22 protein-coding genes and 1 pseudogene are annotated in these 20,897 nt (G+C 71.0%); 14 read left to right on the top strand and 9 right to left on the bottom strand.

Going from position 1 to position 20,897, the window contains the following annotated elements; genetic code table 11:
- Nucleotides 1-50 precede the first annotated feature (50 nt).
- The 5 genes and pseudogenes from VNR19_RS17330 to VNR19_RS10430 form a co-directional block, all read left to right on the top strand.
- Nucleotides 51-539 (top strand): annotated as a pseudogene (locus tag VNR19_RS17330) (NAD(P)-dependent oxidoreductase); the annotation flags it as partial.
- Nucleotides 513-1,001 carry an NAD-binding protein gene (locus tag VNR19_RS17325; protein WP_491715942.1) on the top strand — a complete coding sequence of 163 codons (489 nt, stop codon included), beginning with the start codon at nt 513-515 and terminating at the stop codon, nt 999-1,001. The pseudogene VNR19_RS17330 and the gene VNR19_RS17325, both read left to right, overlap by 27 nt.
- Before the next feature lie 121 nt (nt 1,002-1,122).
- On the top strand, nt 1,123-1,422 hold the full coding sequence (locus VNR19_RS10440) for a DUF6412 domain-containing protein (protein WP_325726480.1): 300 nt from the start codon (nt 1,123-1,125) through the stop codon (nt 1,420-1,422).
- 98 nt (nt 1,423-1,520) lie between these two features.
- Nucleotides 1,521-2,264, top strand: a complete 744-nt coding sequence (locus tag VNR19_RS10435; RefSeq protein WP_325726478.1) for a YidC/Oxa1 family membrane protein insertase — start codon at nt 1,521-1,523, stop codon at nt 2,262-2,264.
- 137 nt (nt 2,265-2,401) lie between these two features.
- Nucleotides 2,402-3,415, top strand: a complete 1,014-nt coding sequence (locus VNR19_RS10430) for a serine hydrolase domain-containing protein (RefSeq protein WP_325726476.1) — start codon at nt 2,402-2,404, stop codon at nt 3,413-3,415.
- 15 nt (nt 3,416-3,430) lie between these two features.
- Here the strand turns inward: VNR19_RS10430 and VNR19_RS10425 are convergent, their stop codons facing one another.
- Complete coding sequence (locus tag VNR19_RS10425) at nt 3,431-3,919, bottom strand: bifunctional nuclease family protein (protein WP_325726474.1); 489 nt, start codon at nt 3,917-3,919, stop codon at nt 3,431-3,433.
- A gap of 105 nt (nt 3,920-4,024) precedes the next feature.
- Between VNR19_RS10425 and VNR19_RS10420 the strand changes: the two genes are divergently transcribed.
- Entirely contained in the window at nt 4,025-4,657 is a 633-nt protein-coding gene (locus tag VNR19_RS10420; RefSeq protein WP_325726472.1) for a M23 family metallopeptidase, read from the top strand.
- Between the two features lie 7 nt (nt 4,658-4,664).
- On the opposite strand, the gene VNR19_RS10415 is transcribed toward VNR19_RS10420, so the two are convergent.
- Nucleotides 4,665-5,309, bottom strand: coding sequence for an SDR family oxidoreductase (locus tag VNR19_RS10415; RefSeq protein ID WP_325726470.1), 645 nt, complete (start codon nt 5,307-5,309; stop codon nt 4,665-4,667).
- A 63-nt stretch (nt 5,310-5,372) separates the two neighbouring features.
- Nucleotides 5,373-6,269: an SDR family NAD(P)-dependent oxidoreductase gene (locus VNR19_RS10410; RefSeq protein WP_325726469.1), complete on the bottom strand. Its 897-nt coding sequence runs from the start codon at nt 6,267-6,269 to the stop codon at nt 5,373-5,375.
- 101 nt (nt 6,270-6,370) lie between these two features.
- On the opposite strand from VNR19_RS10410, the gene VNR19_RS10405 reads away from it, so the two are divergent.
- Entirely contained in the window at nt 6,371-7,417 is a 1,047-nt protein-coding gene (locus tag VNR19_RS10405) for an LLM class flavin-dependent oxidoreductase (protein ID WP_325726468.1), read from the top strand.
- Nucleotides 7,418-7,444: 27 nt separating this feature from the next.
- Here VNR19_RS10405 and VNR19_RS10400 read toward each other — a convergent pair whose 3' ends face one another.
- From VNR19_RS10400 to VNR19_RS10390, 3 genes are read right to left on the bottom strand one after another with little or no spacing between them, the layout of a single operon-like run.
- Nucleotides 7,445-8,434 carry a prenyltransferase/squalene oxidase repeat-containing protein gene (locus tag VNR19_RS10400; RefSeq protein ID WP_325726466.1) on the bottom strand — a complete coding sequence of 330 codons (990 nt, stop codon included), beginning with the start codon at nt 8,432-8,434 and terminating at the stop codon, nt 7,445-7,447.
- A gap of 36 nt (nt 8,435-8,470) precedes the next feature.
- A complete protein-coding gene (locus VNR19_RS10395) occupies nt 8,471-9,433 on the bottom strand; it encodes a nucleoside hydrolase (protein ID WP_325726464.1) in 963 nt (320 codons plus the stop codon).
- Nucleotides 9,430-10,266, bottom strand: a complete 837-nt coding sequence (locus VNR19_RS10390) for a ribokinase (protein WP_325726462.1) — start codon at nt 10,264-10,266, stop codon at nt 9,430-9,432. The genes VNR19_RS10395 and VNR19_RS10390 overlap by 4 nt, the downstream gene beginning before the upstream one ends.
- 38 nt (nt 10,267-10,304) lie before the next feature.
- Between VNR19_RS10390 and VNR19_RS10385 the strand changes: the two genes are divergently transcribed.
- The gene (locus VNR19_RS10385; protein ID WP_325726460.1) at nt 10,305-10,667 is read left to right on the top strand and encodes a hypothetical protein; all 363 of its coding nucleotides are present in this window, start codon (nt 10,305-10,307) and stop codon (nt 10,665-10,667) included.
- A 9-nt stretch (nt 10,668-10,676) separates the two neighbouring features.
- Here VNR19_RS10385 and fdhD read toward each other — a convergent pair whose 3' ends face one another.
- Both fdhD and moaA read right to left on the bottom strand, forming a co-directional pair.
- Entirely contained in the window at nt 10,677-11,555 is an 879-nt protein-coding gene (gene fdhD / locus VNR19_RS10380; protein WP_325726458.1) for a formate dehydrogenase accessory sulfurtransferase FdhD, read from the bottom strand.
- A gap of 215 nt (nt 11,556-11,770) precedes the next feature.
- Nucleotides 11,771-12,889, bottom strand: coding sequence for a GTP 3',8-cyclase MoaA (gene moaA / locus VNR19_RS10375; protein WP_325726456.1), 1,119 nt, complete (start codon nt 12,887-12,889; stop codon nt 11,771-11,773).
- A 196-nt stretch (nt 12,890-13,085) separates the two neighbouring features.
- On the opposite strand from moaA, the gene VNR19_RS10370 reads away from it, so the two are divergent.
- From VNR19_RS10370 to VNR19_RS10350, 5 genes are read left to right on the top strand one after another with little or no spacing between them, the layout of a single operon-like run.
- Nucleotides 13,086-14,531, top strand: coding sequence for a cytochrome ubiquinol oxidase subunit I (locus tag VNR19_RS10370; RefSeq protein ID WP_325726454.1), 1,446 nt, complete (start codon nt 13,086-13,088; stop codon nt 14,529-14,531).
- 19 nt (nt 14,532-14,550) lie between these two features.
- On the top strand, nt 14,551-15,585 hold the full coding sequence (gene cydB / locus VNR19_RS10365; protein ID WP_325726452.1) for a cytochrome d ubiquinol oxidase subunit II: 1,035 nt from the start codon (nt 14,551-14,553) through the stop codon (nt 15,583-15,585).
- A 4-nt stretch (nt 15,586-15,589) separates the two neighbouring features.
- Nucleotides 15,590-17,239 carry a thiol reductant ABC exporter subunit CydD gene (gene cydD, locus VNR19_RS10360; RefSeq protein ID WP_325726450.1) on the top strand — a complete coding sequence of 550 codons (1,650 nt, stop codon included), beginning with the start codon at nt 15,590-15,592 and terminating at the stop codon, nt 17,237-17,239.
- Nucleotides 17,236-18,936 (top strand): thiol reductant ABC exporter subunit CydC, encoded by a 1,701-nt coding sequence (cydC, locus tag VNR19_RS10355; RefSeq protein ID WP_414684145.1) that lies wholly within the window; start codon nt 17,236-17,238, stop codon nt 18,934-18,936. The genes cydD and cydC overlap by 4 nt, the downstream gene beginning before the upstream one ends.
- Nucleotides 18,937-18,955: 19 nt before the next feature.
- On the top strand, nt 18,956-19,549 hold the full coding sequence (locus VNR19_RS10350) for a GNAT family N-acetyltransferase (RefSeq protein ID WP_325726448.1): 594 nt from the start codon (nt 18,956-18,958) through the stop codon (nt 19,547-19,549).
- Here VNR19_RS10350 and VNR19_RS10345 read toward each other — a convergent pair.
- Nucleotides 19,546-20,142 (bottom strand): GNAT family N-acetyltransferase, encoded by a 597-nt coding sequence (locus VNR19_RS10345; protein WP_325726446.1) that lies wholly within the window; start codon nt 20,140-20,142, stop codon nt 19,546-19,548. The two genes, VNR19_RS10350 and VNR19_RS10345, sit on opposite strands and share 4 nt — an antisense overlap.
- Before the next feature lie 120 nt (nt 20,143-20,262).
- On the opposite strand from VNR19_RS10345, the gene VNR19_RS10340 reads away from it, so the two are divergent.
- Entirely contained in the window at nt 20,263-20,889 is a 627-nt protein-coding gene (locus tag VNR19_RS10340) for a winged helix-turn-helix transcriptional regulator (protein WP_325726444.1), read from the top strand.
- Nucleotides 20,890-20,897 lie beyond the last annotated feature (8 nt).

The raw sequence follows: 20,897 nt of genomic DNA, 5'->3' as shown, positions 1-20,897 counted from the left end.
ACGACGGCGACAGTTGGCACGACTCCCTTCGGCGCTCGACCGAGACTCGAAGCATGAGCGCCACGAACGTCTCCGGTCCGGTCGGCTTCATCGGCATCGGCCTGATGGGCACGCCGATGGCCCGCAACCTCGTACGTGCGGGCATCGACCTGGTCGTGTGGAATCGCACTCGCGAGCGGCTCGCACCGCTGGTCGACGAAGGGGCGGATGCCGCGGCATCCGTCGACGACGTCTTCGCACGCTGCCGCACGGTGCTGCTCATGCTCGTGGACGAAGCTGCGACGGATGCCGTACTCGAACGCGGCACGGATGCGTTCGCCCGCCGCGTGAGGGGTCGCCCGCTCGTGTCGTGCGGCACGACCACCCCGGCGTACGCAGAAGCGCTCGCCGCCGAGGTGTGCGCCGCGGGCGGCCGGTTCGTCGAGGCGCCGGTCGCCGGATCGCGTGTGCCGGCCGAGAACGCGCAGCTCGTCGCGATGCTCGGCGGCGACGAAGATGCTGCCGGCGACGTGATGCCGATCCTGGAGCCGACGTGCCGCGCGACGCTCTACTGCGGCGGTCCGGGCAGCGGGCTGCGGATGAAGCTCGCCGTCAACCTGTACCTCACCACGACGATGGCCGCGCTCGCCGAGGCGACGCACTTCGCCGCCGCGAGCGGCGTCGACCTCGCGACGTTCCAGGAGGCGATCGGTCTCGGGCAGACCGCCTCCGACCTCACCCGCGTCAAGCTTCCGAAGCTCGCCGCGCGCGAGTTCTCGCCGCAGGCGGCGACCTCCGACGCGCTCACGAACACGCGCCTCGTGCTCGACGAGGCAGCCGTCGCCGGGGCGTCCACGCCCATGCTCGAACTCGCCGAGGCGCTGTTCGCCGAGACCGTCGCGCTCGGGGGCGCCCGGGACGACATGTCCGCCGTCGTGCGTGCGCTCGAGGAGCGGGCTGCGGGTTCCCGGTCGGCGCCGGACGTTGGGCGAGTGAGCGCAGCGAGCCCGCCCGGACGTTGAGCGAGTGAACGCAGCGAGCGAGACGAAACGCGCTTCGTCTCGCTGCGCTCGCTCAGCGACCGGGACGGCTGTTAGCGTGACGTGACGTGACGTGACGGACCCGGCACGGAAGGAGCACCGCATGTTCGCGCAGCTCCTGACGTCTGTGCAGCTCCTGCTGGCGCCGCTCGCCGTGGCGGGCACGCCCGACCTCACGGTCTTCGGCGGCGCCACGACCGCGGTCGCCGCCGCGATCGCGCTCGTCGCGGCATCCGTCGTGCTCGTCGCGATCCTCGCGGTCACGCACCCCGCGTCGGGAGGGGCGTCTCCCCCGCATCCGCGGCGCGCGATCAACATCTCCTCTCCGCTCACGCAGAGCGATCCGGATGCCCCGGGCCACCCGCGCCCGAGGGCACCGCAGCGCGCGGCGACGGCCGCGTAGCCTTCGCCGTCCGCTCCCGCGTCCTCGACGGACGCGCCGTCGCGGCGTCCCTTCGCGGCCGATCGATCCCATCGACCTGCCACAGAACGGATACCGCCATGGATGTCTTCGCCTTCCCGCCCATCGCCGCCCTCCTCGACCTCGCGTATGCGGGCTTCATGGGACTGGCCTCGCTCCTCGAACCGGTCGCCGGCGCATCCGCCGCCGCCGCGGCCGTCGTGCTCGTGACTCTCCTCGTGCGCACCGCGCTGATCCCGGTCGGCATCTCGCAGGCCAAGGCCGAGCAGACGCGCGTACGCCTCGCGCCGCGCCTGCGCGAACTGCAGAAGCGCCACCGCAAGAACCCCGAGCGCCTGCAGCGCGAGACGATGCAGCTCTACCGCGACGAGCGCACGTCGCCGTTCGCGGGCTGCCTGCCCGTGCTGCTGCAGGCGCCGGTCATCGGGCTCGTGTACGCGGTGTTCCTGCATCCGACGATCGCCGGTCACGCGAACGGGCTGCTGAGCGAGACTCTGTTCGGCGTTCCGCTCGGCGTGAGCCTGACCGGCGCGGCGTTCGCCGGAACGCTCACACCGATGACCGTGGTCGTGATCGGCGCGGTCGTCGTGCTCATCGCGGCGGTCGGCGAGCTGACGAGACGCATGTTGCGCGTGCCGACCCTCCCGCGCGACGAAGCGTCGCCGATCCCGGCCGGGTCGACCCGGATGCTCGGGCTACTGCAGTACTCGACCGCCGTCGGCGCCGTCTTCGTGCCCCTCGCCGCGGGGCTGTACCTGCTGACGACCGTCGCGTGGACGCTCGGGCAGCGGCTCATCCTCAGGCGGGTGTACCCCCTCGGGTGAGCGCCGCGCCCGCGGCGCGAAGGCGCGGGGCGTGAAAGCGCCGGGCTGGATCGTGCCGAACCGGCCTTCGGAGTGCCCGACGGCGCGACCGAGCCCGGCGCTTTCGACCACACGGAGTTTCCGTCAGACTCGCTCGCATGCACATCGAAGCCGCCGCCCTCGATGAGGCGGTCGCGAAGAAGGCGTTCACGGGCGTGGTGACGGTGGACACCGGCGATCGGCGCACGTTCGAGAGGTGCGAGGGGTTCCTGCACCGCGGGCTGCGCGTCCCGACGACGACCCGCACGCGGTTCGCCGTCGCGAGCGGAAGCAAGACGTTCACCGCCCTCGCGGTGATGCGCTTCGTGGAGGACGGCAGGCTCGGGCTCGATCAGCCGGTGCGCGAGATCCTCGGTGCGGACCTGCCGCTGATCGACGACGCCGTCACGATCGAGGAGCTGCTCACCCACACGTCGGGCATCGGCGACTACCTCGACGAGGAGGGCGAGTGGGAGCCGTCCGACCTCGTCCTCACGTTGCCCGTGCACACGCTCACGACCGCGAGCGCGTTCCTGCCGATGCTCGAGGGACATCCGCAGAAGTTCCCGCCGGGCGAACGGTTCTCGTACTGCAACGGCGGCTACATGGTGCTCGCCGTCGTGCTCGAGCGCATCGCCGATGAGCCGTATCACGACGTCGTGCACCGCCTCGTGTTCGAGCCGGCCGGCCTCGAGAGCACGGGCTTCCCACGCCTCGACGAGCTGCCCGGCGACGCCGCACTCGGCTACCTGTTCCAGGAGGGCGACCTCGTGAACACGCTCCGCCTTCCGGTGCGCGGCAACGGCGACGGCGGCGCGTTCACGACGGCGGACGACCTGCACCGTTTCTGGACGGCCTTCCTCGAAGGACGGATCGTGCGGCCCGACACGGTCGAGGAGATGATCCACCCGCGCCACGACGTCGAAGACGAGAACATGCGCTACGGCATGGGCGTGTGGCTTCACCGCACGGGACCGGCGGTGATCATGGAGGGCTACGACGCGGGGGTCTCGTTCCGCTCGACGCACCTCATCGACAGCCGCACGACCCTGAGCATCCTCGGGAACAGCTCGGAGGGTGCGTGGCCCGTGATCTTCACGGTCGCCGAGCTCATCGACGCCGAACTCGGGTGACGACGGCGCAGCGGGTCAGGCGAAGTCCTCCGGCTCGACGTCGTCGAGGAAGCGCTTGAACTCGTCGAGGCGCTCCGACGCGTCCTCCTCGGGCATGAAGTCGTCGACACCCGCCTCTTCGATGACCTCGTCGGCGACCCAGATCGGGGCGCCCACGCGTGAGGCGAGGGCGATCGCGTCGGACGGACGCGCGTCGACGACGCGCTCCCCCGCGGGCGTCTCGAGCGTGATGTCGGCGTAGAAGGTGCCGTCGTCGATGCGCGAGACCTCCACGCGGGTCACCTTTGCGTCGAGCGCGTCGAGAAGCGAGCGCATGAGGTCGTGGGCGAGCGGGCGAGGCACGGGAGCGCCCTCGACCGCGATGAGGATCGACGTCGCCTCCTGTTGGCCGATCCAGATCGGCAGGACCTGACCCGACCCGGGGAGCTCGTCGATGGGCTTGAGCAGGATGACATGCTGACGCGCCGCGTCGAGCGCGACTCCGGCGACGCGGACCTGGACCATGTCGCCTCCCTCCGTCGTCAGGGAAGTCTTCTGCCATCGTAGGCACGCCAGGGGTCGAGGGGACGCCCCTCGCGCGCATGGCGTGCGCTGGCTAGGGTTTTGCGGATGCTCCTGCGCTTTCCGTTCACCGGCCGCTGGGTCGCGCAGAACAGTCCTGCCGACCGGGTTCCGAGCCATGGGACGACCCTGTTCGGATCGGCACACGCGATCGACTTCGTCATGGTGGATGACCGCGGCAGGTCCGCGCCGCGGCCGCTCCGGTCGGTCTTCGCGACCGAAGCACCGCAGCGATTCGTCGGCTTCGGCGCTCCGATCCGGGCGCCGATCGACGGCACCGTCGTCGGAGCCCACGACGATGAACCCGACCACGAGGCCCGGCGGTCGCCGTTCACGCTCATCCCGTACGCGCTCACGCAGACGCAGCGAGTGCGCGAGGGCGTCGCCGGCATCGCGGGCAATCACGTCGTGATCGCGGCCTCGCCGACAGGGCCGTACGTCCTCCTCGCCCACCTGCGGCGTGGATCGGTGCGCGTGCGTGCGGGCGACGTCGTGCGGACGGGAGACCAGGTCGGCGATTGCGGCAACTCGGGCAACAGCACCGAGCCGCACGTGCACGTGCAGGCATCCGACTCGACGGACTGGGCGACCGCGACGGCTGTGCCGATCGCCTTCGCCCCGGCTCCCGACGGCGATCGGGCGGGCTGGCTGCCGCGCAACGGCGAGCCGTTCGTCGTGTGAGGCGCGGTCAGCCCGCGATCGCGTGCGCGATCGGAACGTCGCCGGAATTGAACCGGATCGTGCGACCGATCGTCGAATCGTCGTCGATCACCGCCGCGATGACTGCGGCGACATCGGCGCGGGAGATGGAACCGGATGCCGCGGCCGCCGTGTCGATGCGACCGGTCGGCGGGTCGAGCGTGAGGCTGCTCGGCGCGACGATCGTGTAATCGAGGCCGCTCGCGCGCAGGTGCGCATCCGCGGCCGCCTTCGCCTCGGCGTACGGGAAGAACGAGCTGTCCGGGGCGACACCGTGGTCAGGCCCCGCACCGAAGTACGACACCATGACGTAACGGCGCACTCCCGCGCCGATCGCCGCATCGATCGAGCGGATCGCGGCGTCGCGGTCGACCGCGTACGTGCGCGCGGGGTTGCCGCCGCCCGCGCCCGCCGACCACACGACGACGTCGTTGCCCGCGATGAGGTTCTCGAGCTGGTCGGTGTCGAACGTCTCGATGTCGGCGACGAGCGGCACGGCCCCCGTGGCCGCGACCTCGCGTTCGTGGTCGGGATTGCGGATCACCGCCGTCACGTGGTGTCCGCGCTCGACGAGAAGGGGTTCGAGCAGCAGAGCGACCTTGCCGTGACCTCCGATGAGCAGAATGCGCGACATGCGACTCCCTTCGTCCCGTTCGACCCTAGGCCGTTCGGCGTCACCGAGCGCGGGCCTTGACACTCAGGCGGTGGTTGCGAGCTTCTGGGCGAGGTCCCAGATCCGGCGAGAGCCGTCCAGATCGCTGAGGCGACGAAAGGCCGGCCGCACGCGCGCGGGACCCGAGACTTGGAGGAGACCGCCCGGTGCGCAGAACGCGGGGCCCGGGACATCCGTCGTCAGGGCGAGAAGTGCGGGTTCAGCAGCCTGCGCCGGCGGGTTCCACAGCCGACCCACCGCGAAGTCGTGGATGGCGGGTGCGACGCGCGCGCGGATCTCGGGCGCGATGGCGGTCGCCGGAACAACCCCGGGGTGGCACAGATCGACGCGCACCTCCGGTGCTCGGCGCGCCAGTTCCAGAGCGAACAGCGCGAGCGCGGACTTCGACGAAGCGTAGGCGCGCAGCGCCGAATACCGCCGTGTGAACTGCGGATCGTCCCACGACACCCCATACAGTGCGCTCACGATGCTGCCTTGCACCGCGATCCGCGCGTGCGAGGAGCGCAGCAGCGGCAGAAGTGACAGGACGAGCAGCGCATGGCCGAGGAAATTGGTCTGGAAGTGCAGCTCGAAGCCGTCCTCCGTGACCTCGCGCGTGCGGTCGCCGACGCGGGCGATTCCCGCGTTCAGGACGAGGAGGTCGAGTGGCAGTCCCTCGGCGACGAGGCCGTTCGCGAACTCGCGCACCGATGCGAGACTCACGAGATCCAGGTCGCGCAGCTCGATCCGCGCGGCGGGGGCCGTCTCACGGATCGCCGCGATCGCGCTCTCGCCCTTGGCGCGACTGCGCGCCGGCAGCACGATATGTGCGCCGTGCGCTGCCAGTACGCGGGCGATCTCGAGACCGACTCCGCTCGTCGCACCCGTGACGAGTGCGCGCGCACCGTCGAGGTCGGGGACGACGACTCCGCGGGACGGCACGGCACGAGCGTACAGATTCGGGAGCCTGGATTCGGGCCGGATGCGTCCGCTGCGGCATCCGGCCCTGGAATAGGTCCTCTTCGCGTACGGTTGGGCACGACGTGAAGCGCTTCGGAACACTCTCGTTCGGCCACTACGGCCCGCTCGGCGGCGGACACAGCCTCAGCGCCGCCGACTCGATGCTGCAGGCCATCGACCTCGCGCAGGGGATGGATGAGCTCGGGGTCAACGGCATCTACTTCCGCGTGCACCACTTCGCCCGGCAGCAGTCGGCGCCGATGCCTATCCTCGCCGCGATCGCGGCGCGCACCGAGCGCATCGAGATGGGCACGGGCGTCATCGACATGCGCTACGAGAACCCGCTGTACCTCGCGGAGGAGGCGGCCGCGGTCGACCTCATCAGCGGCGGACGGCTCGCGCTCGGTGTGAGCCGCGGGTCGCCCGAGACGGTTATCCGCGGGTACGAGGTGTTCGGCTACACCGGCTCGAAGGATCCGCGCGGCGCAGACATCGCGCGCGAGCACTTCGACCTCTTCCTGCGTGCGATCGAGGGTGAGGGGCTCGCGGAGCGCGACCCCGACAGCCCGTTCGGCGGCGGCCCTTCGACCGGCTCAGGGACCGGGGGTCTGCAGCGCGTCGAGCCGCACTCCCCCGGGTTGCGTTCGCGCGTGTGGTGGGGTGCCGGCAACCGCGACTCGGCGGCATGGGCAGGGCGCAAGGGCGTCAACCTCATGTCGTCGACCCTCGTGACCGAAGCGGATGGGCGGCCGTTCGACATCCTGCAGGCCGAGCAGATCGACATCTTCCGCAACGCGTGGCGGGAAGCGGGGCATCCGGGCGAGCCTCGTGTGTCGGTGAGCCGCTCGATCTTCCCGCTCGTGACAGCCGAAGATCATCTCTACTTCGGCGGACGCCAGGAGGGCGACGGCATCGGCATCATCGACGGCCTGCGCTCGACCTTCGGCAAGACATATGCCGCCGAGCCCGACGTGCTCGTCGAGCAGCTGCAGAACGACGCCGCGATCGCGTCGGCCGACACCCTCATGCTGACGATCCCGAGCCAGCTCGGCGTCGAGTTCAACCTTCGCGTCGTCGAGACGTTCGCGAAGCACGTCGCGCCCGCTCTCGGGTGGGAGCCCACGCGCTGACACGCGCCGTGGGGCTGGGGGGTCGCGCTACGACTCGACTCCGGGAGCGGCGGAATCCCACCAGTCGAGGGCGCGCAGCGCGAGGAACGTGACCCATTTCGACGGCTCGCCGACGGGCACGTCCTGCTCGAACCACACCCGCCCGGGGTACCGGTACCCCTGAAGCCACGTGCCGTCGGCCTGCCGCTGGCGGCGGATGACGTCCACCGCGTCGGCGAGCCGCGGATCGGGGGGCACTCCGTCGTACAGCGACGCATCGCGGAAGTAGTTCACCGCGTGCAGCACGTTGTACTTCGAGCGCTGCGGATACGCGAGCAGCTCGACGCCGGGACGAACCGGCTCGCCCGTCGTGACCTTGTAGAGGATGCGACGCTCGAGCAGGTACTCCTGCGCCTTCCTGCGGGCGGCGGTGAGCTCGGGTGTGCCGCCGGTCGCCTTCTCGTACCAGAGGATTCCGTCGATCGAGCTCAGTGTCGAGTAGACGGATGCCCGGGTCGACCCCTCGACCCATTCGCAGTTCCATCCGCCCTCGTCCATCTGGTGGTCGACGAACCACTGCGGAAGCGACGACACGTCCGCTCCCAGCCACGTGCCGTTCGCGAGTGTGAAGGCGTTGATGCAGCAGTCGACTTCGCCACCCCAGTAGGGAAGGTCGTCGTACTCCCAGCGGCTGTTCTCGGCGAGCTTCTCGGCGGTGCCGGCGAGGGCCGATGCGTCGAGCCCCCATTCGCGCAGCGAGTTGAGCGTCCACGTCGTCGCCGTCCACGGCTGTCCGGCTCCCGGCGCGGCCTCCGGCCCCTCGAAGTCGAAGTCGGCCGGGAAGAACGCGCCACCGGCCCACTGCCCATCCTCGTCCTGAAGCGCGAGGAGCCGGGCGCCCATGCCTTCGGTCGCCACGCGCGCCCGCGTCGCCTGCCACACGCTCTCGGGCTCACCGAGGAGGTCGCGTTCGACCTGCCATCTCAGCGCCGGGTCGGAGTCGAGCAGCCATTCGGTCACATCGGCGATGTCGGCCATGCGGCGACCATAGCCCCAGGCGCCGACACTCGCGCCTCAGCTCGGCCACTCCCGCGCGCGGAGCACTTCGAGCAGCGTCTCGGCGGCGTCTCGGTCGACGTCGAGCACGATCCGCCGGGTCGCCGTCCCCTCAGCCGCGGTGCCTGGGCGCCGACTCGTCCTCCCCCAGTCGTCCCCGTCGGTCGCGACGTCGATGCCCGCCGGCTCGTCGGCGCGGATGACGCGCGCACCGGATGCCACGACCACCGCCGCGAGCGGATCGTGCAGCGCGCACTGCCGCTCCCCCTCGAACACGGAGTCCTCGTAGTAGTCGAGGTAGGTGTGCAGCATCCGCCCCAACACCGTCGGAAGGGCACCCGGGATCGCAGCGAGCTCCGCGCGCTGCCGCTCGGTGAGCACGTGACGCATCGTGATGTCGAGCGGCACGACCGATACCGGCCACGCGGCGTCGAAGACGATCGCGGCCGCGCGGGGGTCGTTGTGGATGTTCGCCTCGGCGACCCGTGACACGTTTCCGTTCCGATCGAACGCCCCTCCCATGACCGTGACCTGGGCGATGTCGGCCACCCGGTCGGGGTGCGCCGCGACGAACCGCGCGAGGTTCGTGAGGGGGCCCAGCGCGAGCACGCGCAGCCGGCCGGAGTGCTCCTCGGCGAGATCGGAGAGCAGACCGGATGCCTCGATCTCAGCCGCCCGCAGCGTGCGCGGTGCGAGACCGACGCCGCCCACGCCGTCCGACCCGTGCACGGCGCGCTCACCACCTTCGAAGTCCTCGCCGAGGGGCGCCGCCGCGCCCTTCGCGACCGGGATGTCGTCGCATCCTGCGAGCTCGAGCAGGCCGAGCGTGTTGCGGGTCGCGAGCTCGACCGACGTGTTGCCGAACACCGTGCCGACGCCGACGACCTCGACGGTCGGCTCGGCGAGGAGGTACGCGAGCGCGAGCGCGTCGTCGATGCCCGTGTCGCAGTCCACGAAGATCGGGATCCGCTCCGGGCTCATGCGAGGTACTCCGCGAGCGGCCGCAGCAGCGGCTGGGATCGTTCGTCGGCGACGGCGGCGGCGCCCACGGCGCACGCGCGGCGCAGCGCGGTCGCCGGATCCTCTCCCGCCACGAACCCGAGCGTGAGGGCGGCCGCGAACGCGTCGCCCGCGCCGACGGTGTTGTGCACCTGAGTCGGAAGGCCCGGTGCCCGCGCGGTCTCGACGCCCTCACGAAGAAGCACCGCGCCGTCGGCGCCCAGTGTGAGCGCGACGAGACGCGCGGCGGCGAGGCGCGGCATCCGTTCGTACTCGCTCTCGTTCACGATGAAGAGGTCGACGCGCTCGAACAGCTCCTCCGGCAGGTCGCGCGCGGGGGACGCGTTGAGCGCGAAGAAGCCGTCGGTGAGCGACGCCGCGCGTTCGACGATGTCCACCGAGACCTCGAGCTGCGCGAGCAGCGCCCCGTGCGGGGGCAGTTCGATCGCGGAGGGGTCGATACGGGCGTTGGCCCCCGGACACACGACGATCGAATTCTCGCCCGTACGGTCGACGACGATGAGGGCAGTGCCGCTCGCGGCATCCGTGATCTGGATGTCGGTCACATCGACACCCGCCTCGGCGAGCGACGCGATCATCGCGCGGCCCTCCGCGTCACCGCCGACCGCGCCGATCATGCGCACGGTCGCTCCGAGTCGCGCGGCGGCGATGGCTTGGTTGGCTCCCTTGCCGCCCGGCTCGCGGGTGAGCACGCCGTCGGCGACCGTCTCGCCCGGGCCCGGAGCCCGTTCGACGCGGGCCACGAGGTCGAGATTGATCGATCCCACGACCGTCAAGACCTGGGCTGATGTCATCCGCGTCCTTCCGCCTCTGCCGCACTGATGTCATCAGCATGGCCAGCACCCGCACCTCGCACAACGACTCCACGGAATCTCTCGACGATCGCAAGGCGGGTCTGTGGGGCGCGCTCGTGGGACTCATCGTCGCCGCGTTCGTCGCGGTCCCGTTCTCGGCGGCGATCGCGTTCGCGACGCATCCGCGCACGCAGCAGCTCTTCGGCGGGCGCCTCGAAGAGACCACAGCGGGCGGTTACTCGGCGTTCTGGTGGTTCGTCGCGATCCTGCTCGGGGCGCTGCCGTTCCTCGTGGGCTTCGGGGTCGCGAAGCTCTCGGGGCGAACGCTCCTGATCGTCGGCGGCATCATCGCCGTGCTGATCGTCGTCGTGGTGATCCTCGGCCAGATCTACGTGTTCTGACGCATCCGCCTACGCCCGGCCGGCGGCTGCCGTGGCCGGTTCGGGCATACGCACGCGCTCGGCGTGGGCGTACACGTTCATCGATCGTCCGCGGACGAATCCGGCGAGCGTGAGACCGGATGCCTCGGCCAGTTCGACCGCGAGAGACGACGGTGCCGAGACGGCGCTGAGGATCGGGATGCCGGCCATGACCGCCTTCTGCACGAGCTCGAAGCTCGCGCGGCCCGACACCTGCAGGATCGTGTTGCGCAGCGGGAGCCGGTCTTCGAGCACGGCCCAGCCGACGACCTTGTCGACGGCGTTGTGCCGCCCGACGTCCTCGCGCAGCACGAGCAGCTCGCCGGTCTCGGCGTCGAACAGCCCCGCCGCGTGCAGGCCGCCCGTCTTGTCGAACACCGCCTGCTGTTCGCGAAGCCTGTCGGGGAGGGAGAGCAGCACGCGCGCGTCGACGGATGCGTCGTCGGCCGACACATCATACGTGGACGTAGTCTCGACCGCCTCGATCGACGCCTTGCCGCACAGCCCGCACGAGCTCGTCGTGTAGAAGTTGCGCGCGATGTCGGGGTCGGGCGGCGCGACGCCCGGCGCGAGCGCGACGTCGAGGATGTTGTACGTGTTGCCGTCGGTGCCGCCCGTGCCGGGCCCGCCGCAGTGGATTGCCGACCGGAACTGCGCACCGTGATGGATCACGCCCTCCGACACGAGGAAACCCGCCGCGAGCTCGACGTCGTTGCCGGGCGTGCGCATCGTCACCGCGAGCGACTCGCCCGCGACGCGGATCTCGAGGGGCTCCTCGACCGCGAGCACGTCGGCGCGACGACGCTCGACGACGTCGTCCTCGCCGATCACGATCTTCGTGACGGGGCGGCGCTGAGTGATCCGGCCCATGCGTGTCAGCCTACGCCGCGGTGCACGGGCAAGGGCCGGGACTGCCGCCCAGTGGATGGGTCTGCGCTGAGCGCCGGAGATGGCGCGGAGGAAGGACGGATGCTTCGGCCGGCGTCCTACGCCGGGATGCTTTCCTACGCCGGGAGCAGCGGTTCGTCTCGCTTCGCTCGCTCAGCGACCGGGTGGTGCTCGCGCACGACCGGGGTTGCGGAGGGTCAGCCGCCGATCGCGTTCATGCCGCGCGCGGGCTGCAGGAACGAAGGGTCGTTGATCGCGTGGCCGGGGAGTTTTCCGCGCACGCAGGAGCGCAGCATCCGGTCGATTCCCTCGTCGAGCCGGGAGGGCGACGCTTCGACAGGCTCAGCGACCGGGGCGGGGCCGGCGACCGGGGAGGCGCGCAGGATCGGCAGCAGATCGTACTCGGTCGTCGAGAACAGGCAATTGCGCAACTGCCCGTCGGCCGTGAGGCGCAGGCGGTCGCAGTCGCCGCAGAACGGAGCGGTCACCGATGCGATGACGCCGACCGTATGCGGGCCGCCGTCGAGCATCCAGCGCTCCGCAGGCGCCCCGCCGCGTCCGGGCACCGGCGTCAGCGTCCAGCGCCGCGCCAGCGTGTCGAGGATCTCGTCGCGCGTGACCATGCGCGAACGATCCCACGTGTGACCCGCGTCGAGCGGCATCTGCTCGATGAACCGCATCTGCGCGTCGTGGGCGATCGCGAACTCGACGAGGTCGACGAGCTCGTCGTCGTTGACGTCGCGCATCGCGACCGCGTTGAGCTTGAGGGGACGGAGACCGGATGCCGCGGCCGCCGCGATCCCGTCGAGCACGTCATCCAGCCGGTCGCGCCGCGTGAGCTCGCGGAACCGGTCGCGCCGGAGCGTGTCGAGCGAGATGTTGAGCCGGCCCAGGCCCGCCTCCACGAGCCCGGGGAGGAGTTCCGGCAGCCGGATGCCGTTCGTCGTCATCGCGAGCTCGACCGGGGTGCCGTCGGGCCCGGTGATCCGCGCGAGGCGCCGCACGACCTCGACGATGTCCTGCCGCAGAAGCGGCTCACCGCCCGTCAGCCGGAAGGTCGTGATGCCGTCGGCGGCGGCGACGCGGGCGACGCGCTCGATCTCGTCGAGCGTCAGGATGCTCGTCTTCGCGAGCCATTCGTTCCCCTGCTCCGGCATGCAGTACGTGCAGCGCAGCGAGCAGCGGTCGGTGAGCGAGATGCGCAGGTCGCGGTGCACGCGGCCGTGCGTGTCGACGAGGGGGGCGCCGGTCGCGGCATCCGCCTCTGTCTCGACGACCGGCGGACGCATGCCGATCAGCACCGGAACGGCCGTCATGCCGGTCCTCCGTGCGATCGGGTGCGAGCCATGCGATTCAGGCTACCCTCGCGGCTCGCGCGCGGGGCCGGACGGCCCACGCATCGGGCAGGGCGGCCGATCGGCGCGCGTGGAATATTCACGGTCGCACGCGTCGTGGCCGCTCGCGCCGCGGACTAAGGTGGCGGTCAGGGACCTCGCGAGACCGGAGGGACGCATGGACCTGCTCGACCCGCTGCTTCTTGCCCGCTGGCAATTCGGACTGACGACTCTCTACCACTTCCTCTTCGTGCCGCTCACGCTCGGCATGGCGCTGACGGTGGCGATCTTCCAGACCGCGTGGTTCCGCACCGGCAACCTGAAGTGGCTTCACCTCACGAGATTCTTCGGGAAGCTCTTCCTCATCAACTTCGCGATGGGCGTGGTCACCGGCATCGTGCAGGAGTTCCAGTTCGGCATGAACTGGTCGTCGTACAGCCGCTTCGTCGGCGACGTGTTCGGCGCCCCGCTCGCGTTCGAGGGCCTCATGGCCTTCTTCTTCGAGGCGACGTTCATCGGCCTGTGGATCTTCGGGTGGGACAAGCTGCCCAAGGGCGTGCACCTCGCGACGATCTGGATCGCGACGGCGGGTGCGTGGTTCTCGGCGTACTTCATCCTCGCGGCGAACGCCTTCATGCAGAACCCGGTCGGCTACCGCATGGCGCAGGACGGCGGCCGCGCCGAGATGGACGACTTCCTCGCGGTGCTCACGAACCCGGTGGCACTCGCGGCCTTGCCGCACACGCTCTTCGCCGCGTTCATGCTGACCTCGGGCGTCATCATCTCGGTCGCGTCGTGGCACCTGCTGCGCGGTCAGCACCTCGAGATGATGCGCCCCGCGCTCAAGTACGGCCTGTGGGGCATGATCGTGACGTTCGCGGGCGTCGCGATCTCGGGCGACCAGCTGAGCCTCGTCATGGTCTCGACGCAGCCGATGAAGATGGCGGCCGCCGAGGCGCTGTTCGATTCGGCGTGCGGTGCGGATGCCTCGTTCTCGCTCTTCTCGATCGGAACGCCGGACGGCACCGGCGAGATCTGGGCGCTGCGGGTGCCGTACCTGCTGGCGCTGCTTTCGACGCACTCGTTCGACGGATGCGTCGAGGGCATCAACGACCTCAACATGCAGTACACGACCGAGCTGTTCCCGCAGTTCGCCGATCAGGTCGACGGCAACTTCGCCCCGATCCTGTGGGTCACGTACTGGGCGTTCCGCTGGATGATCGGCCTCGGCGCGATCGCCGCTCTCACCGCGGTCGTGGGGCTGTGGCTCACGCGCAGGAACGCGAAGCGCCCGGTGCCCGCGTGGGCGTGGAAGCTCGCGATCTGGGCGTGGCCGGCGTCGCTGTTCGCGATCCTCATCGGATGGGTGTTCACCGAGATGGGCCGCCAGCCGTGGATCGTGTTCAGCCTCATGCTGACGCAGGACGGCGTCTCACCGAATGTGCCCGGGTGGAACGTGCTGCTGTCGCTCGTCGCCTTTACGCTGATCTACGCGATCCTCGCGGTCGTCGAGATCGGCCTCATCATCCGCACGTCGAAGCGGGGGCCGGATCCGCTCCCCGACCCCGACGCCCCGCCGCCCGCCGAGGGCGCGCTCGAAGACACGCCGACCACGGTGTACTGACGGAAGCCGGGAGATCGCCATGGACCTCGCCTACCTCTGGTTCTTCATCGTCGGATTCCTGTTCGTCGGATACTTCGTGCTCGACGGCTTCGACTTCGGCGTCGGCATGTCGCTGCCGTTCCTCGGCAAGGACGACATCGGCCGCCGTCAGATCATCAACACGATCGGGCCCGTGTGGGACCTCAACGAGACGTGGGTCATCGTGGCGGGTGCGTGCCTGTTCGCGGCGTTCCCCGAGTGGTACGCGACTCTGTTCAGCGGGTTCTACCTCGCGCTGCTGCTGATCCTGCTCGCACTCATCGCGCGCGGCGTCTCGTTCGAGTACCGCCACCAGCGCGACAGCCTCCGCTGGAAGCGCGGCTTCGACACGATGATCGTCGTCGGCTCAGCCGTGCCCGCACTGCTGTGGGGCGTCGCCGTCGCGAACATCGTGCAGGGCGTGCCGATCGACGTGAACCACGAGTTCAGCGGGTCGCTCTTGACGCTGCTCAACCCGTACGGCCTGCTCGGCGGTCTCACGACGCTGCTGCTCTTCTTCACGCACGGTGTGTACTTCGTCGCGCTCAAGACCGACGGACAAGTGCGCGAGGACGCCCGTCGCCTCGCCGCACGTGCGGGCCTCGCGACGATCGTCGTCGCCGCGGTGTTCCTCGTGTGGACGGTGTTCAACGCGCTGTCGGCAGGGGCGCCGCTCGTGGGCCTCGTCATCGCGCTCGCCGCCGTCGCGGCGGTGTGCCTCATCGCCTCGTGGCTCGCGAACGCGCGCGGCGTCGAGGGGTGGGCGTTCGGCTTCGGCGCGGCGACGATCGTCGCGGCGGTGCTGACGCTGTGGTTCGCCCTGTTCCCGAACGTCATGCCGTCGACGATCGACCCCGCCTACAGCCTCACCATCGAGAACGCGTCGAGCACCGACTACACGCTGACGATCATGTCGTGGGCGGCTCTCATCTTCCTGCCGCTCGTCCTCGCGTACCAGGCCTGGACGTACTGGGTGTTCCGCAAGCGCATCTCGCGGAGCCGCATCGAGCGGGCCGCGGCCGCCGCCGCGCACTAGCACGGTGAGGTCGAAGCCGGTCGATCCACGGCTGCTGCGGTACGCAGCGGCATCCCGCGTGTACTTCGCGGCGCAGGGGGTCATCGTCCTGGCGCAGACGGCGGTCGTGATCGGCTTCTCGTGGGTGCTCACAGCGGCGCTCACGGGCGCGATCGGCGGACGGCCCATCGTCGAGCTGCTGCCGCTGCTCGGCTGGGGCGCGGCGCTCGTCGGGGTGCGGGCCGGGCTGGTGGCGGCATCCGAGTGGGTCTCCGCTCGTGCCTCGGCTCGCGCGTCCCAGCAGCTCCGCGCCGCCCTGATCTCCGCGATCACGAGGCTCGGCCCGGGATGGCTCGGCGACCGAAACGCCGCTGCACTCGCCGTGACCGCCGGGCACGGCCTCGAAGCCCTCGACGCGTACTTCGGCCGATACCTGCCGCAGCTCGTCGCGACGGCGATCGCAACACCCGTGCTCATCGCCGCGATCCTCGTCGCGGACCCCGTGTCGGCGCTCGTCGTCGTGCTGACGATGCCGCTCATCCCGATCTTCATGGTGCTCATCGGGCTCGCGACACGCGCGGTGCAGCGGCGGCAGTACGCGACGCTCCAGCGGCTCGCGTCGCGCTTCGCCGACACCGTCGGAGGCCTCGGCACGCTCAAGATCTTCGGTCGCCAGCACCGGGCCGCCGCCTCGATCGAGAAGGTCACGCGCGACTACAAGCGCGAGACGATGACCGTGCTGCGGGTGTCGTTCGTGTCGGGGTTCGCGCTCGAGTTCCTCGCGAGCCTGTCGGTCGCGATCATCGCCGTCACGATCGGCCTCCGTCTGCTCGCGGGCGAGCTCACGCTCGACATCGGCCTGTTCGTGCTGCTTCTGGCACCGGAGGCGTACCTGCCGCTGCGACAGGTCGGGGTGCAGTTCCACGCGGCCGCCGAGGGCGTGGCCGCGACGGAGGACCTGTTCGCTGTGCTGGATGAGGCGCGCGCCGTCCGCGCTCAGAGCGAGGAGCACGGCGACGAGACGAAGGGGCACCACCGGGCTCCCCTCATCGAGGCCCGCGCCCTCCGCGTGCGGCGCGGCGACGAGCTCCTCGCGCCCGTGGACCTCGCCGTGCGCGCCGGCGAGGTCGTCCTCCTCGAAGGGCCGAGCGGCGCCGGAAAGTCGAGCATCCTCGCGGCGCTCCTCGGGTTCGCCGAGTTCGACGGCGACCTGCTCATAGAGGGCGAACCGGATGCGTCTGCCCGCCGCACCCTCGCCTGGGCGGGGCAGCGGCCCGGGCTCATGTCCGGCACCGTGCTCGAGAACGTGACGCTGGGCGACCCCTCCCCCGACCCCGCGCTCGCGCGCGAGTGCCTCGCGACGGCGCAGATCGCCGAGCTCGACCCCATGACCGAGCTCGGAGCGCTCGGGTCAGGGCTTTCGGGCGGACAGGCCCAGCGCGTCGCCGTCGCTCGTGCGCTGTACCGGCTGAGGTCGGGGCGAGCGCGCGTGCTTGCTCTCGACGAGCCGTCGAGCGCGCTCGACTCGGCGACCGAGGCGGCCCTCTGGGCGAACCTGCGTGCCGAGGCGGATGCCGGCGCCGGCGTGCTGCTCGTGTCGCACCGCCGCTCGGCGCGCGCGATCGCGGACCGCGTGATCGATGTGCCGCTCCCGTCGCGGGTGGTGATCGCGTGATCGCGCCCGAGGTGAAGGCGATCCTGCGAGAAGCGCAGCCGACCGCACCGCGCTTCTCGCCGGCCGTGCTGAGCGGCCTCGGCACGGCCGGAAGCGCCATCGCCCTGCTCGCTGCGAGCGCGTGGCTCATCACACGCGCCGCCGAGCAGCCGGCACTCCTGTACCTGTCTGCCGCGATCGTCGCCGTGCGCGCGTTCGCGCTGAGCCGCGGGGTGTTCCGCTACCTCGAACGCCTCACGGGACACCATGCGGCGCTCGCGCAGCTCGCAACCGTGCGCGCGGGTCTTGTCCGCCGGATCATCCCCCTCGCGCCCGACGGACTCGGCGGCGCGAAGCGCGGCGCCCTGCTGTCGAACCTCGTGGACGACGTCGACGAGCTCCAGCACCTGCCGCTCCGGGTCGTACAACCGCTTGCCGTCGCAGGACTCGCGTCGATCGCGAGCGTGATCTTCACCGCGTTCCTCTCCCCCGCGGCCGCAGCCGTGCTGGCCGTCGCTCTCGCCCTCGCGCTCGTGCTCGCGGTGTGGGTCGGCTGGATCGCCGGCGCGCGCGCCGAGCGCTCGCTCGCACCGCTGCGCTCGAAACTCGCGGACGCTCTTCTCGATCAGATCGTCGACCTCGACGTGCTCACCGCGTTCGACGCGACGGATGCCGCGGAGCTCCGCGTCCGTGCGGCCGACGAAGCCCTCCGCCGCGCCGTCGTGCGCCGCGCGCTCGCGCAGGGTCTCACGATGGCGGCGGTGTCGCTCCTCGCGGGGCTCGCGTCGCTCGGAGCCCTCACGGCCGCGGTTCCCTTGCTCGACGACGGGCTCACCAGCCCCGGCCTCGCGGTCGTCGTGCTCCTGCCGATGGCGGTGTTCGAGGTGTTCGGTCCCGTGCCCCTCGCGCTCGCGTCGTGGCGGCAGGTGCGCGCGGCCGCCGAGCGCATCGCCGCGACGATCCCCGACGAGATTCCGCCCGAGCTCCCCCGTGACGACGAGCGCGAGACCGAGCCCGACGCTCGCCGGCCCGCTCTGGAGCGCGGTCTCGAGCTGCGCGACGTCTCGGCGCGGTGGCCGCGGCGCGCGGCATCCGGCTTCTCCGTCGAGGACGCGGGCCGCCTCGAAGCCGCGACCCTCTCGATCGCGCCAGGCGAGCGCGTGCTCGTGACGGGCCCGAGCGGGGCAGGCAAGACGACGCTCGCGCACGTGCTCGTGCGGTTCCTCGAGTACGACGGGTCGTACCGCGTCGACGGCGTCGAAGCGCGCGACCTCGGCGGAGACACCGTGCGCCGCGTCGTCGGGCTGTGCGAGCAGAGCCCCTACCTGTTCGACGAGTCGATCCGCCAGAACCTGCTCTTCGCCCACGACACGGCGACGGATGCCGACCTCTGGGCCGCGCTCGAACGCGTGGGCCTCGGCGACTGGGCGCGCGAGCGCGGCGGCCTCGACAGCCGCGTCGGCGAGCGCGGAGCCCTCGTGTCGGGCGGTCAGGCGCAGCGCATCGCGCTCGCCCGGGCGACGCTCGCCGGGTTCCCGGTCGTCGTGCTCGACGAGCCGACGGCGGGCGTCGACCCCGAGGCATGCGCCGCCCTGCTCACCGACCTGTTGGGGGCCGTCGGCGAAGACCGTGCGGTCGTGCTCATCTCGCACGTCGAGGTGCCGCGCGGACTCGTCGATCGCGAGGTGCGCATCGAGGCGGGCCGGGTCGTCGGCTGAGCGCCGCTATCCTTCCGGGATGACCGTCACCGTCCGCACCGCCGTCCGCTCCGATGCGCGCGCCATCGCTCGCGTTCGCGTCGAGACGTGGCGGGCGGCGTACGACGGCCTCATCGCGCGGGAAGTGCTCGACCACCTCGACGTCGACCGCGAAGGCGCGCGCCGCGAGGAGCTGTGGGACGAGTACCACGCCGACCCGCGCGGCGCCGAGCTCATCGCGCACGCCGACCGCGAGCTCGCGGGGTGGGCGGCGGTCGGCCCGTCGATCGATGACGACCTTCCCGACGACGGACAGATCTACGCGATCTACTCACTCCCCGAGTTCTGGGGCACGGGCGTCGGCTTCGCGCTGCTCCAGGCATCCGAGGCGTTCCTCCGCGAAGCGGGCTTCACGCACGCGCACCTCTGGTACCTCGACGGCAACGAGCGCGCCGCCGAGTTCTATCGTCGCAACGGCTGGCTCGAAGACGGTGTCACCAAGCACGACGACCGCCTCGTCGCAGGCGTCTCCACCGAGCCGCTCTTCGAGCGCCGCTGCGTCAAGCGGCTCCAGGTCCGGCCGCACTCGCGTTTCGTCTCGCTTCGCTCGCTCAACGACCGGGGGCAGGGCTAGAGACGCATTCCGAACGCCTGCACGTTCTCGTGCGACGGCAGCGGGGTGAAGCCCACGCGCGGGTAGAACGCGAGCGCGCCGGTGTTCTCGATCGCCGCCACGAGGTGCAGTCCGGTCACACCGGCGTCGCGCAGCGCCGCGATGAGCGTTTCGATGAGGCGGCGACCCCACCCCTGCCCCTGCAGTTCGGGCAGCAGGTCGATGTGCAGGTGCGCGGGATACTCGTCGCCGTACGGCTCGGCGCCCGGGCCGCGACCGTATGCGTAGAGCAGGATCCCGTCCTGGCGCGAGCGCTCGGCATCCGGCTTCGGATACTGCTCCGCGAATCGTGGCCACCACTCGTCGCGGAACCACTCCTCGAATGCACGCGTGTCGGGCACGCCGACGATGTATCCGGCGACGCGCCCGTCGTCCGTCTCGACGACGAAGGCGAACTCCGGATGCCGCGCCACGTACGGCAGCACGAAGAGGCGGGCCCACAGGTCGTCATCGTCGAGCACGCCGGTCGCGTCGCCGCCGGCGTCGGCGGTGAGGAGGCAGATGCGCGCGAGGTCGGGTTCGTCGCCGGAACGGAAGGGACGGATGCGGGGCACCCGCCCGAGTATAGGGGCGTGAAAGCGCCGGGTCGGATCACCGCGTGACTCTCATCCGATGAGAATTCGCGCCGGTTCCGGCGATTCGTTTGGCCGCCCGACCCGGCGGATAATCGAATCATGCCCCGTCGCGTCGACGACTACCGCGGGCTCGCCCAGGCGAGCCGCATCCGGCTCCTCGACGCGATCCAGTCGCAGCCGGGAATCCTGCTGAGCGAACTCGCCGCACGGACGGGCCTGCACGAGAACACCGTGCGCGATCACGTGCGCGTGCTCGAGGACGAGGGCCTCATCGTGAGCCGGCCCGCGCCGCAGGGCACGCGCGGTCGGCCGCCGCTGAGCTTCCACCCCGTGCGCGACCCGAACGCGAACCCGGTCGCGCGATCGCGCATCGAGCGGGCCACCGAGCACGGCGACCTGCTGCGGCGACTCGTGCCGTGTGCGCGCGAGCTTCCGGCGGACGCGCTCCATCAGCTCGATGCCCTCTACGAGCACCTCGACGACGCCGGACTCGAGCCCGAGATCGACGAGAAGTCCCTCACCGTCCGACTGCGCCCGTGCCCGTTCTATCCGCTCATGAACGACGACGACGAGAAGTTCGTCGTGTGCGCCGTGCACCAGCGTCTCGCCGACGAGATCCTGCACCAGGTGCCGGGACCGCTCGAGATGAGCGCGTACCGCCCGTTCGTCACGCCCGACGAGTGCCGCATCGAGCTCCGCGACACGACGGCGGTCGCGACCGCGTGACGCGCCCG

The organism is Microbacterium sp., from assembly GCF_035556355.1.
Classification (GTDB): Bacteria; Actinomycetota; Actinomycetes; order Actinomycetales; family Microbacteriaceae; genus Microbacterium.
Note: the sequence above shows the minus strand (reverse complement) of the source record. Positions and strands in the feature narration are given on the sequence as shown.